The organism is Aliiroseovarius salicola (assembly GCF_027891095.1).
GTDB lineage: Bacteria > Pseudomonadota > Alphaproteobacteria > Rhodobacterales > Rhodobacteraceae > Aliiroseovarius > Aliiroseovarius salicola.
In genome coordinates, this window is sequence record NZ_JAQIIO010000002.1 from 296,326 (window position 1) to 308,436 (window position 12,111).

The following is a 12,111-nucleotide window of genomic DNA, read 5'->3' on the forward strand; positions in this document are numbered from 1 at the left end:
GGAAGTTTCGCCGCTTCGCTCGTAGCTTCATGGCAAAGGAGAGCCGCATGACCAACCCATTGCTTGCAGCCTGGAAAACGCCCCATGGCTTGCCCCCGTTTGACCTGATCGAAGACGCGCATTTTGAACCGGCTTTTGATGTGACGCTTTCTGAGGCTCGGGCTAATGTTGCTGCGATCGCAGAGGCCGGAGGGGCTCCTACTTTTGCCAACACGATCGAAGCTTTGGAGCGGACCGAAGAGGCGTTGAACCGAGTTCTTGGGGTGTTTTATTCGGTGGCCAGTGCAGACAGTACCGAAAAGCGCGAAGAACTGATGCGGGTGTTTGGTCCGCAACTGGCGGCGTTCGGATCGGAAGTTTCGTCCAACAAGGCGCTGTTTGCGCGTATCGAAGACCTTTGGGGGCGGCGCGATGAGTTGGGGTTGGATGAGGAGCAGAACCGGGTTCTGAAGCTGACCCGTCGTGGTTTTGTCCGGTCAGGTGCACAGCTTGAAGGGGAAGCTGCGGACCGACTGAAAGAGATCATGCAACGGCTTTCGGTTCTGGGCACCGAGTTCACCCAGAATCTGTTGGCCGCAGAGCGCGATTGGTTCATGGAATTGTCGGAGGAGGATCTGGAAGGGCTGCCCGACTTTGTTGTTGCAGCGGCAAGAGCGGCGGGAAAAGAAAAGGGGGCCAATGGTCCGATCATCACCACCTCGCGGTCACTGATCACGCCGTTTCTGGCTTTTTCTCCGCGTCGTGATCTGCGTGAGCGTGCCTATGCAGCGTGGTCTGCGCGCGGTGAAGGAGAGGGTGAGGTGGACAACCGGCCAATTGCGGCTGAGACCTTGGCCTTGCGGGAGGAACGTGCCCGGCTTTTGGGATATGACAGCTTTGCTGCTTTCAAACTGGAAACCGAAATGGCGGGTGCGCCCGCTTCGGTGCGCGAAATGCTGATGGCGGTTTGGGAGCCAGCCCGTACCGCGGCCTTGGCGGATGAAGAGGTGCTGACCGAGCGGCTGCATGCAGACGGGTTCAATGGGGCGCTGGAGCCTTGGGACTGGCACTACTATTCCGAGGCGCGCCGCAAAGAAGAGCATGACCTCGACGAGGCCGAGCTAAAACCCTATTTCCAGCTTGAACGCATGATCGAGGCCGCGTTTGACTGCGCCAACCGACTGTTTGGGTTGGAGTTTTCCGAGATGGACGTGCCGCTTTATCACGAGGATGCGCGGGCTTGGGAAATCACCCGGGGCGGGCGCTTGATGGCGGTGTTTGTCGCAGACTTTTTTGCCCGGGGATCAAAACGCTCCGGCGCCTGGTGTGGGGCGATGCGCAGCCAGCAGAAACTGGCCGGGGATATTCGCCCGATCGTCACCAATGTGTGCAATTTCGCGAAACCCGCAGATGGCCAGCCTGCACTTCTCAGCTGGGATGACGCGCGCACCCTGTTTCACGAGTTTGGCCATGCGCTGCACCACATCCTGTCGGATGTGACCTATGAAAGCCTGTCGGGCACGTCGGTGGCGCGCGATTTTGTTGAACTGCCCAGCCAGCTTTATGAGCATTGGCTCGAAGTGCCTGAGGTGCTGGAACGATTTGCCACTCATGCCGAAACGGGTGAGGTGATCCCGGCTGATTTGCTGAAACGTCTGTTGGCGGCAAATACCTATAATACCGGGTTCCAGACGGTCGAATATACGGCCTCTGCCCTTGTTGATCTGGATTTTCACGATGGCGCAGCACCTGCCGATCCGATGGCGGCACAGGCCAAGACGCTGACGCGCATCGGGATGCCCAATGCAATCCGCATGCGTCACGCGACGCCACATTTTGCGCATGTGTTCTCGGGCGACGGCTACAGCTCGGGATATTACAGCTACATGTGGTCCGAGGTGATGGATGCGGACGCGTTTGACGCGTTCAAAGAGGCCGGTGGGGCATTTGATGCCGCGACGGCCGACAAGCTCGAAACAAACATCCTGTCGCGGGGTGGGTCGGTCGAGGCGAAGGACCTCTATCTGGCGTTTCGGGGCAAGATGCCCGGCGTTGAAGCGCTTTTGAAAGGGCGTGGGTTGGCGTGAATGGTCAGGGCGATTTGTCCTCCGTGTCATTCACTCCGGAATTACGATGAGCGCAAAAAGCGGGGCGTGGGTGGCGCCCCCGTATCTGTTCCATTTAACGGCGGTGGGGCCCGCGTGACGGATCTTCCGGGTGCGGAGTCACACCCACCGGATCTTTGTGCAGCATCACGTCGCTCATCGGATAGGCGCGCAGGATAGCGCGGCGCAGGCTGGCCCCAATGGAGTGGGCCTCGTCCAACGACTGGCTGCCATCCAACTCCACATGCATGTTCACGAAAATGACCGAGCCGGAGCGGCGGGTTTTCAGGTCGTGAAACCCATGCACGCCGGGATGTGTGCGGGCAATCTCTTCAATGCCACGGATCATCTCGTCTGGGGCTGCGCGATCCATCAAACCATCCCAGGCGGTTTTGAAAATACGGATGGCGCCAACTGCCAGCAGGATGGCCGCCCCGATTGCCACCACGCTGTCGATGCTTTCCATGGCAAACAGATCCGCCGCCCAAAGCGACAGGATGGCTCCGATATTGGGGATGAGGTCGCCGAGGTAATGCAGGCTGTCGGCCTTAACCACCGCGGATCCCGTGCGTTTGGCGACATGGCGTTGCCACAGGACAAGCGCGATGGTGAGCGCAATTGACACCCCCATCACCACCATACCTTTTTGGTGTGACAGGATCGGAGCGGGCTCTCCGGACATCAATCGCACTACGGCGGCCCATGCGATAATGCCCGCCGAGACGAGGATAAAAAGCGACTGTCCAAGAGCTGCAAGGTCTTCGGCGGCTGTATGTCCGAATGTGTGATCCTCATCCGCAGGACGAGCGGCGTACCAGATGGCCGCCAATGCCCCCAATGACACCATCAGGTCCATCGCCGAATCTGCAAGCGAAGCGGCCACCGACAGGGCGTTGGTTTCCCCCAAGGCCCAGAGCTTCAGCGCCACCAGTGTGATCGCGACGCTGGCCGAGGCCAATCCGGCGGAAAGGTTCATGCGTGTGGTGTTTGAAGTCATGATCCTGAGCTATCTTGTTGCGCCCTTCCTGACAAGCCACAGCCAGATAGGGATCAGCGCCACATCACTTTGTCGTAAAAGCGCGTCAGGAAACGTTTTTCAAACACTTCCTTGGCGGGTTCAAACCCATGACGCACGAGGGTCCAGTAAAAGTATTTCTCATACTCGAAATCCAGCATGGCCAGCGTGCCAAATTCGAGCGCCTCTTTCAGATCTGCGGGTTTTTTGGCGGTCAGCGCCGCTTGCCAATAGGGGGATTTGGCGCAGCAGATCACCGGGCATTTCTGCATCAGGGCTTCAAATCCCTGAATGGCGTTGTGGGTCACCACCAGGTCAGACGCTTCGATCAGGTCGTGGGTTGACGCCTCGGTGATCCGCAGATTCTGATAGTCCTGCGTGACGGCCATGATCCGGCGTCGCTCATCCTTGCCCTGCTCGGGATCTAGTTTCACATAAACCAGTGCCTTGGGATCAAATTCGGCGGTCAGGCGGATCATATCTTCGGTGGACAGGTAGTGACTTTGCCGGTCCAGATCGCTTGCGGGTTGGCAAAAGATAGTCGCCTTGGCTCCTTGCAGGCTGCCATGCATCCGCGCTTCCTGGATCTGCACAGATACATTTTCGCGCAGCATATAGCCGGTCACGCCATTGAAGAAATACTCTGCCCGTCCCTTGTCGATATTCGATCCGTCAAACTCGCTCAGGCGCAGTGAGGATTGCCATCCTGCACCGACTTCATCAATATGCCAGAATCCCCAGATCGGAGCACGCCACAGGTGTAGGATACGGGGGCCGAACCGGGCTGGGCTGCCCAACAGGATATGGGCCGCGTCCGGGTCTTCCCAAACGGGTTCCGATGCGCGGCTGTCCAGCTTAACCAGTTGGGTTGGAATGGATTCCTTCTTCAGGGCCGCTTTGATCTGGTCAAAGATCGGGTGTTCCTTGGTCGCAATGGAGGCAAGCCAATGGTCATCTGCGTGAAAGACAACGCGACGGTCTCCGGTGGCGCGGGCCTTACGAGGGCTTGTCAGCGCTTCCATCTACTCGATCACCTCGTCCGTGCGCACACCCCAGAGGTTGGGTTTGGTGGTCCAGCCCCGAATGCCATCGGCCTGAAGACGGCACCATATCGGGCCACATTTCTCAATGCGCGCAATCACCCCGGTTTCCAGATAGGCATTGACCTGCGAGTTGTCATCCGCGCGGGTGTAAAGCGGGGTCAGGTCAATGTCGATGATCGCATTGCGCACCCCCGACAAAAGGGAATAATGCACCCAGCCCCCAACGCCATCGCGGTCTTGCACCTGTCGCCAATGGCCAAATTCTCCCACCACTTCCAGTGGCATGCCGCGGTGTTTGAATACCCAGTCGATACGGTGCCGCAGCGATGGGCCACGCCGCACGTTGCCTTCGCTTGTTTTCAGCGAAACGAACCGTGGAATAGGCAGGTTGGTAACCTTGCCCCGCGCCGAGATACCGGCTGTTTCACCAGTTCCGTCCGCAGCCCATAAAACGCTTCCCGACAGAGCCCCGGATATGGACCAGACCGCTAGGAGTAAACCAGCAAAAAATCGCATAAGAGTTCTTTTTGTCTATTGCAGCCCCCGCCCTGCGCAATATTATTGCGCATGCGTCACCTTAGCTGCTTGTGCCTCACCTCATTTGCAGGCACTTTGGCAGGGAGATGCGTAAAAGGGAAGTGAAAGGGAGTACCGCGATGGGTGCTGAACGTCTGAGTGTTGTTGTCACGCGACGGTTGCCCGAGGTTGTAGAGACCCGGATGAAAGAACTTTTTGACGTCAAGCTGCGCGAAAGCGATGCCCCAATGTCGCGGGCAGAATTGACTGCGGCGATGAAGGGTTGCGACGTCCTTGTGCCCACCATTAACGATCAAATTGACGCGAATATGCTGGCGGGGGCCGGTGATCGCCTGAAACTGATCGCCAACTATGGCGCTGGGGTGGACCATATCGACGTTGCATCGGCCCGTCAGCGAGGCGTGTTGGTGTCCAACACCCCCGGCGTGTCAGCTGATGACACCGCTGACATGACAATTGCATTGATTCTGGCCGTCACGCGCCGCATTCCGGAAGGCATTCGTGAAATGGATGGCGGAAGCTGGGCCGGCTGGTCACCAACCGCTCTTTTAGGGCATCGGATCCAGGGGCGTCGGGTCGGGATCATCGGCATGGGGCGCGTAGGGCAGGCCGTGGCCGAACGGGCCAGGGCGTTTGGGATGCAGATCCACTACCACAACCGCAGGCGCCTGCACCCGGATATCGAAGGTAAATATGATGCGACCTATTGGGAGAGCCTGGATCAGATGGTATCGCGGATGGACGTGATTTCCATCAACTGCCCGCATACGCCGTCAACCTTCCACCTGATGAACGCACGTCGTTTGAAGTTGTTGAAACCGGATGCGGTGATTGTGAACACCTCGCGCGGCGAAGTGGTGGATGAAAACGCATTGACGCGAATGCTGCGGGCCGGGGAAATCTCTGGTGCGGGTCTGGATGTTTACGAAAACGGCAAGGAAATCAATCCGCGCCTGCGTGAGCTGCCCAACGTTGTGTCACTGCCACATATGGCGTCGGCCACCGTTGAGGGGCGGCTTGAGATGGGCGAGAAAGTCCTTCTCAACATCAAAACCTTCGAAGATGGGCACCGCCCACCAGATCAGGTTGTACCGGGGATGCTGTAATCTCTTGACGGAAAAGGGGGCAGAACGCCCCCTTTTTTTTGTCCGGTCAATCGGCTAGGTCTAACCTATGATGAGACTGTTCCAACTGGTGCCAATGCTGGGGCTGGCCTGCCTACTCGCCGGAGGCTATGGCATGGTACACAACCAGATCAGCTATACTGTTGGCCCTGACTATTTTCACACATTCAAATTCCGGCAATTCCGCATCCCTGACTATTTTCCACCCCGCATCGGCGCGGCGCTGGTGGGCTGGTGGGCCAGCTGGTGGATGGGGGTGGTGATTGGCCTGCCGATTGCCTTTCTGTCCTTTGGTATCCCGGACCGGCACGAGGGCTGGCGTGGCTTTGTGCAGGTGGCGTTGATTGTGGTGGGGCTGACCTTCGGCCTCGGGATGCTCAGCCTTCTGGTGGATCCGCCGATGGCGTATATCCCAGTGCCCGAAAATGCCCTCGATCCAATTGGGTTTGGCCGCGCGGCGATGCTACACAATACCTCCTATCTTGCGGGGGGCTTCGGGCTGCTGGTGGGGCTGGTGATCATGGGACGAAAGGTGCGCCATGCTCGGCGTCAGATGTAAGCCTGTTCTTCTTGTCGCCTGTTTGATCAGCCTTGCTGCCGGCTGTTCCCGCCCGCTGACTCCAAATGAACGGGAAATGGCGCAGGCAATCTTCGGTGACAGTCTCGATCCCGATCCGGTGCGCGTGCATGTGGGGCTGGGGATCGCTCCGTTGCCGCAGAAAGCACCATCCGATGCGCGCGGGGGTGACGCCCTGCCGCCGCCGGACTGGACACCGCCCGACACGATCTGCGACCGCGCCAATGAACCCGGCCGGGGCTGGCAATATCCGGCTGGGTTTGTCCTCGGCAATCAGGTGTTTCTGTCTCGTGCCAATTACCGACCCGACATGTTTGACGGATGGCCTGACAGCCTGCCCATGGCGCAATCGCTTCTGATGACACATGAGCTGGTCCATGTCTGGCAATCCCAAAATCGCACCCATACGGGATATACAACCCTTCGTTCAGGTGCCGAAACCCTGCGCACGGATGATCCCTATTTCTGGGCTGACAAGGGTCAATCAGAGTTCCTCGCCTTCAACTTCGAGGCGCAGGCCACCATCATTGAAGATTACCTCTGCTACACATTCCTTGTGCCACATCACCCGAAGCTGGAGGAATTGGCTGACTTGATTGGTCCAGCGCTGCCGGTTGTGCAAAATCTCGGCCCGTGAACTGCCTCAGTGGGGCAATCGCATTTTTTCTTGCCAAAAATACCTCGGGGTGAGGCCGTCAGGCCGAGGGGCAGCGCCCCTTTTTTTACCCGGTCATACGAATTCGACCAAACTGATACCCCTTCATGTCGCTTTTCCCCAATATTCGGTCGGCCAGACTTTGAGATTTCCCCGTAATTCCTCCACAAATACGCCAACTGTTTTTCCCAAAGGGAGTCGTCCATGAAAACTCAAGTCAAAGCGCTTGTCGTTGGTGGGGGTGCCGTTGGCACTTCGATCGCCTATCACTTGGCCAAAGCGGGCTGGGATGATGTCATGCTGGTTGAGCGTGACGAGCTGACCTCCGGCTCGACCTGGCACGCCGCTGGCCTGCTGCCGCTCTTCAACATGAGCTATGCCACCACCCACATCCACGACTATTCGGTCAAGTTCTACAAGGGGCTTGAGGCCGAAACCGGGCTGAATGCCGGTTTTGCCGTGGTCGGCAACCTGCGTATGGCGCAGACCGACGAGCGGATGGACGAATACCAGCTTTATGCCTCGACCGCTGACACCGTGGGCATCAACTATGAATTCCTGACCCCGGATCAGATCAAGGAACGCTGGCCGCTGATCGAAACCTCCGACCTCAAAGGCGCGCTTTATCACACCGAAGACGGTTACATTAACCCCGCCGACGTGACACAGGCCATGGCCAAGGGCGCCCGTCAGCGTGGCGTTGAGATCGTGCGCAAGATGCAGGCTGATGACTTCCACTGGAACGGTACCCATTGGGAAGTGACCTGCACCAAGATGGTCGAGAAGGGTGGCAACCTCGTTGAGAGCGACGAGAAGGTGGTGATCACCGCCGAGCACGTTGTGACCGCATCGGGCAACCACGCACAGCGCACCGCTAAGATGCTGGGCATCAAGATGCCCGCCATCCCGGTGGAGCACACCTTCATCGTCATGGACAAAGACCCCGAGCTGGTGAAATGGCGCGAAGCTGGCAACCCGGAGCACCCGGTCGTGCGCGACGCCGACAACGAGAGCTATGCCCGTGAAGAGCGTGGCGGCTGGATCCTCGGCATCTATGAGCGCGGTGCCCCGGCCCGCTTTGAACATGGCGTACCGGACAGCTTCCGTGCCGACCTGTTTCCGCTGGATCTGGACCGGATCGCCGATCAGTACATGGCGATGGCAGAACGCGTGCCGTCCTGTGCCGAAAGCGGTCTGAAAGACGACTTCAACGGTCCGATCTGCTACACCCCCGACGGCAACCCGCTGGTGGGCCCGGCACCGGGTCTGCGCAACATGTGGCTGGCTGAAGGCTTCTCGTTCGGGATCACCGCTGCGGGCGGAACCGGCTATTACCTCGCCCAGATGATGGTCGACGGTGAGGCCGAGATCGACATGGCGTCGCTTGACCCCAAGCGGTATTCGTCGAACTGGATGACCACCGAGTTTGCCGCGCGCAAGAACGAAGAATGCTACGAGCATGTCTACATCCTGCACCACCCGGACGAAGAACGCCCGGCGGCCCGCCCGCTGCGCTGCTCGCCCGCCTATGACCGTCAGAAAGAGCGCGGCGCGCAATTTGGCTGGGTCAACGGCTGGGAACGCCCGAACTACTATGGTCCGCTGAACGCCCCGGAAAACTTCGACGAAGAAAGCCGTTCGTTCCGCCGTGGTGAGTGGTGGAAATACGCTGTGGAAGAAGCCAAGGCGATCCGCGAAGGTGTGGGCCTTATCGACGCCACCGCCTTCACCAAACATGTGGTCAAAGGCCCGGGTGCCACCCAGTTCCTTGACTGGTTTACCTGTAACAAGCTGCCGAAGGTTGGTCGCATCAACCTGACCTACGCGCTGACCTCTGCTGGCACCACCCGCACCGAATACACCATCGTGCGCAATGGCGAGAACAACTACTACCTCGTTTCCGCTGGTGCCTGGACCGAATATGACGCCGACTTCCTGCGCAAAGCCGCAGAAGACAAGATGGAAGAGTTCGGTTACATCGAGATCCAGGATGTGACCACCCAGTGGGGCGTTTTTGCCATCGCCGGGCCCAAGTCGCGTGACGTGCTGAACGAAATCATCGTGGACGCCGATCCGGCCACCGCGCTGACCAACAAACGCTTCCCGTGGCTCTCGGCCAAGCAGATCGAACTGGGTATGTGCCCAGTCAATGCGATCCGTGTGGCTTACACCGGCGAACTGGGTTGGGAACTTCACCACCCGATCGAGATGCAGAACTATCTCTTTGATCTGCTTGAGAAAGCCGGTGAGAAACATGGCATGAAGCTGGTGGGTGCCCGCGCCCAGAACTGGCTGCGTCAGGAAAAGAGCTATCGTGCGTTCGGCACCGAACTGGGCCGCGATGCGACCCCGGCTGAGGCTGACCTGCCGCGCTTTATCGATCTCGAGAAAGATTTCCACGGTAAAGAGGCGATGGTTGAAAAGGGCGTGCGCGTCAAGTGCTGCACACTGCTCATCGACGGACCGGATGACGCCGATCCGTGGGGCCGCGAGGCGCTGTTCCTGGATGGTCAGAAAGTGGGCCGCCTGACGTCGGGTGGTTACTCGGTCGCCTTCGAGAAATCGATCGGCATGGGGTACCTGCCGTCGGAGCTTGCTGTTCCGGGCCAGAAGCTCAAGGTCAAGATCATGGGTAACCTATGGGACGCCGAAGTCACTGTCGACAGCCCCTATGATCCGAAAAACGAAACGATCCGCAAGAACGCCGAAGGCGCGTAATTCGAGGTCACTCGTGAACAGGAAAGCCCCGGTCCTCGTGCCGGGGCTTTTCTTATTGGCAAGGTCGCTTGTCATGCCGGACACCGTCTGCAATCGTGGTGGGTATCCACGATCAAGCAGGAGGGTTCATGTCCGACACAATCAAAGGGGCCTGCCACTGCGGCTCCGTCACATTTGAGGTCAGCCGCCCGAAATTTGCGGTGCGCTGCAATTGCTCGATCTGCCGCCGCTATGCAGCCACATGGGCCCATTGCCCTCCCAATGAGGGGCAGATCCTGTCTGGGCAGGATCATGTGACGAGCTATAGCTGGGGTGATCACGATATCGCCTTTCACAGCTGCAAGACCTGCGGCTGCGTGACCCATTGGGGACCGGGTGAAAACACGGATCTTGATCGGTTTGCGGTGAACCTGAATATGGCAGATCCGGCAGATCTGGAGGGGCTGCGTATTCGCCATTTCGATGGCGCGGACAGTTGGGAATTTTTTGACTGACCTGTGCAGGGGATAGGTCATGGCGCGATCTGACGGTCGCCTCGTGTCTCGACCCCAACGCTGGGATCATGCGGTTTTCCATCCCGGCGACACTCCGTATCACCGTTGAGAGCATCCAAGATTGGTAATCTATTCCGGGTGATTGTCGCGTTGCGGGAACGGTTCAGAACAAACGCGTGGACTGGAAAATTCCAGTACCAGACAGCTATTCACCATCAGTGCCTCCCCTGTCTGTTATGTAAATTATTGCTTCAAAGCCATTTCTTGCCTTAGGCTAAAGCCCATAACGGCAAAAAAAGTGGATTTTAACTGCAGGAGGTGAATTGGGCGATGGTTGAATTGACACAATATCAAATGGAAATTCTGAAGTTGTTTCTGGAAGGCGACTGGATGGTCTTCAAGGTCATGATCGGGGTGGCATTCGGGCTGATACTTGCAGATCAATACATAAAGATCGGGGACAAGGAAAAGGGAATGGGCTTTCTGGATTTCTTCTTTGTGATCCTGTTCGTGCCAGCCGTTTTACTCACACTCTTCTGGCCCGTTCTGAAACTGTTTATCCTGCCCCTACTCGGATATCCGCCGGAGCAATAAGGTCTTTTCAATATTGCACCGGAGTTCTCAGGTAAGGACATGGTGTGAGGCATATCCCTCGCACTGACTGCCAATTGAACTATGTGAATATAATTGAGGCAAGCACCCTGTCCCCCCAAAAACATGGTGGGGCATTTGGCCTGTCTGTCCGGCTAAGTGAAGTCCCGGTTCCCTTCAGTCTTTCTTACGTGCAGAATGAGTTGCCAGCAGGGAGCCTAGGCTGGCAACTTGGCGCTTTTGCGAACCAATTGCTCAATCGCCGGGGCGGGGATAGCGCCCGCCTGTCGCTTCACCTCGCGACCGCCCTGAAACAGGATCAGCGCGGGGATGCCGCGGATGCCAAACTTCTGTGATACGTTCGGATGATCCTCGGTGTTGATTTTCGCCAATCGTGCCTGTGGACCAAGTGCTTTCGCTGCTTGCTCAAAGGCCGGGGCCATCATGCGGCAAGGGCCGCACCATGGTGCCCAGAAATCAATAAGCAACGGCACGTCATCGTTTTTCATCGCCTTGGCCAGCGTGGCCGGGTCCAACGCCCTTACCTTACCGTCATTCAGTTTTGCACCGCATGTGCCACATTTGGGACCTGCGCCCAGTTTGTCTTCGGGCACTCGATTGACTGCACTGCATTGCAGACAGGTCATTTTCAGGGCTCTGGCCATGGGGGCACTCCATATATTCCGTTAGTCGCATATGTAGTGCGATCCGCTCACGGTTCAAGTGGCAGGGAGCTGATGAACGCGCAAGAGGTCCATTAAAAGAATGACCCGCACGAACGGTGTCGCACGGGTCAGATTCGCGTTCGGAATGCCGGGTCAACCGATGAATGTCTTGTATCCGGCTTCGTCCATGTAATCGTCCATCGGGGACATGTCGGACACTTTCAGCTTGAAGAACCACGCCTCACCTTCCGGGTCGTCATTCACTGCGCCGGGATTGTCGGCGAGGGCTGCGTTTACCTCGACAATCTCACCATCGAGCGGGGCGAGGATGTCCGATGCAGCCTTAACGCTTTCGATCACGACAATCTCGTCGTCTTTCGATACGGTGTCTCCTTCTTCGGGCAGTTCCACAAAAACCACATCGCCCAGCTGTTCGGCGGCGTGTTTGGTGATCCCTACCACCATCAGTCCGTCTTCTTCGCGCAGCCATTCATGTTCTTCGGTGTATTTCATCGCCTGGATCTCCTGAGTGTTTTCTATTTGCTAGCGCTGATGGCCGGTTCTGGCAATCCCCCGGATCAATCTTGCATTTTATCTGCTCTCCCGGC

General features: G+C 57.8%; 12 protein-coding genes. 7 read left to right on the forward strand and 5 right to left on the reverse strand.

Annotation, left to right across the window (positions count from 1 at the left end):
* Positions 1-47: 47 nt before the first annotated feature.
* Complete coding sequence (locus O2N63_RS05120) at positions 48-2,066, forward strand: M3 family metallopeptidase (protein WP_271053156.1); 2,019 nt, start codon at positions 48-50, stop codon at positions 2,064-2,066.
* A 94-nt stretch (positions 2,067-2,160) separates the two neighbouring features.
* Here the strand turns inward: O2N63_RS05120 and O2N63_RS05125 are convergent, their stop codons facing one another.
* From O2N63_RS05125 to O2N63_RS05135, 3 genes are read right to left on the reverse strand one after another with little or no spacing between them, the layout of a single operon-like run.
* A complete protein-coding gene (locus tag O2N63_RS05125; protein WP_271053157.1) occupies positions 2,161-3,081 on the reverse strand; it encodes a cation diffusion facilitator family transporter in 921 nt (306 codons plus the stop codon).
* Between the two features lie 53 nt (positions 3,082-3,134).
* On the reverse strand, positions 3,135-4,121 hold the full coding sequence (locus tag O2N63_RS05130) for a capsular polysaccharide export protein, LipB/KpsS family (protein WP_271053158.1): 987 nt from the start codon (positions 4,119-4,121) through the stop codon (positions 3,135-3,137).
* Positions 4,122-4,658: an SH3 domain-containing protein gene (locus O2N63_RS05135; protein WP_271053159.1), complete on the reverse strand. Its 537-nt coding sequence runs from the start codon at positions 4,656-4,658 to the stop codon at positions 4,122-4,124.
* A 140-nt stretch (positions 4,659-4,798) separates the two neighbouring features.
* On the opposite strand from O2N63_RS05135, the gene O2N63_RS05140 reads away from it, so the two are divergent.
* The 6 genes from O2N63_RS05140 to O2N63_RS05165 all read left to right on the forward strand — a co-directional run bounded on the left by O2N63_RS05140 (position 4,799) and on the right by O2N63_RS05165 (position 10,841).
* On the forward strand, positions 4,799-5,785 hold the full coding sequence (locus O2N63_RS05140) for a 2-hydroxyacid dehydrogenase (RefSeq protein ID WP_271053160.1): 987 nt from the start codon (positions 4,799-4,801) through the stop codon (positions 5,783-5,785).
* A gap of 67 nt (positions 5,786-5,852) precedes the next feature.
* On the forward strand, positions 5,853-6,362 hold the full coding sequence (locus O2N63_RS05145; protein ID WP_271053161.1) for a hypothetical protein: 510 nt from the start codon (positions 5,853-5,855) through the stop codon (positions 6,360-6,362).
* Between the two features lie 76 nt (positions 6,363-6,438).
* The gene (locus tag O2N63_RS05150; protein WP_271053162.1) at positions 6,439-7,017 is read left to right on the forward strand and encodes a hypothetical protein; all 579 of its coding nucleotides are present in this window, start codon (positions 6,439-6,441) and stop codon (positions 7,015-7,017) included.
* Between the two features lie 222 nt (positions 7,018-7,239).
* Entirely contained in the window at positions 7,240-9,753 is a 2,514-nt protein-coding gene (locus O2N63_RS05155) for a GcvT family protein (RefSeq protein ID WP_271053163.1), read from the forward strand.
* Between the two features lie 128 nt (positions 9,754-9,881).
* On the forward strand, positions 9,882-10,247 hold the full coding sequence (locus O2N63_RS05160) for a GFA family protein (protein ID WP_271053164.1): 366 nt from the start codon (positions 9,882-9,884) through the stop codon (positions 10,245-10,247).
* A gap of 354 nt (positions 10,248-10,601) precedes the next feature.
* A complete protein-coding gene (locus tag O2N63_RS05165) occupies positions 10,602-10,841 on the forward strand; it encodes a hypothetical protein (RefSeq protein WP_271053165.1) in 240 nt (79 codons plus the stop codon).
* Positions 10,842-11,056: 215 nt separating this feature from the next.
* On the opposite strand, the gene trxC is transcribed toward O2N63_RS05165, so the two are convergent.
* Together trxC and gcvH are read right to left on the reverse strand one after the other, a co-directional pair.
* Positions 11,057-11,503, reverse strand: a complete 447-nt coding sequence (gene trxC, locus O2N63_RS05170; RefSeq protein WP_271053166.1) for a thioredoxin TrxC — start codon at positions 11,501-11,503, stop codon at positions 11,057-11,059.
* A gap of 153 nt (positions 11,504-11,656) precedes the next feature.
* Entirely contained in the window at positions 11,657-12,016 is a 360-nt protein-coding gene (gene gcvH / locus O2N63_RS05175) for a glycine cleavage system protein GcvH (protein WP_271053167.1), read from the reverse strand.
* Between the last annotated feature and the right edge of the window lie 95 nt (positions 12,017-12,111).

What these genes read in the sequence shown, in the direction of transcription:
- O2N63_RS05125 (WP_271053157.1), bottom strand. Translation starts at nt 3,081, where the DNA reads ATGACTTCAAACACCACACGCATGAACCTTTCCGCCGGATTGGCCTCG.
- O2N63_RS05135 (WP_271053159.1), bottom strand. Translation starts at nt 4,658, where the DNA reads ATGCGATTTTTTGCTGGTTTACTCCTAGCGGTCTGGTCCATATCCGGG.
- O2N63_RS05145 (WP_271053161.1), top strand. Translation starts at nt 5,853, where the DNA reads ATGATGAGACTGTTCCAACTGGTGCCAATGCTGGGGCTGGCCTGCCTA.
- O2N63_RS05160 (WP_271053164.1), top strand. Translation starts at nt 9,882, where the DNA reads ATGTCCGACACAATCAAAGGGGCCTGCCACTGCGGCTCCGTCACATTT.
- gcvH (WP_271053167.1), bottom strand. Translation starts at nt 12,016, where the DNA reads ATGAAATACACCGAAGAACATGAATGGCTGCGCGAAGAAGACGGACTG.
- O2N63_RS05140 (WP_271053160.1), top strand. Translation starts at nt 4,799, where the DNA reads ATGGGTGCTGAACGTCTGAGTGTTGTTGTCACGCGACGGTTGCCCGAG.
- O2N63_RS05150 (WP_271053162.1), top strand. Translation starts at nt 6,439, where the DNA reads ATGGCGCAGGCAATCTTCGGTGACAGTCTCGATCCCGATCCGGTGCGC.
- O2N63_RS05120 (WP_271053156.1), top strand. Translation starts at nt 48, where the DNA reads ATGACCAACCCATTGCTTGCAGCCTGGAAAACGCCCCATGGCTTGCCC.
- trxC (WP_271053166.1), bottom strand. Translation starts at nt 11,503, where the DNA reads ATGGCCAGAGCCCTGAAAATGACCTGTCTGCAATGCAGTGCAGTCAAT.
- O2N63_RS05130 (WP_271053158.1), bottom strand. Translation starts at nt 4,121, where the DNA reads ATGGAAGCGCTGACAAGCCCTCGTAAGGCCCGCGCCACCGGAGACCGT.
- O2N63_RS05165 (WP_271053165.1), top strand. Translation starts at nt 10,602, where the DNA reads ATGGAAATTCTGAAGTTGTTTCTGGAAGGCGACTGGATGGTCTTCAAG.
- O2N63_RS05155 (WP_271053163.1), top strand. Translation starts at nt 7,240, where the DNA reads ATGAAAACTCAAGTCAAAGCGCTTGTCGTTGGTGGGGGTGCCGTTGGC.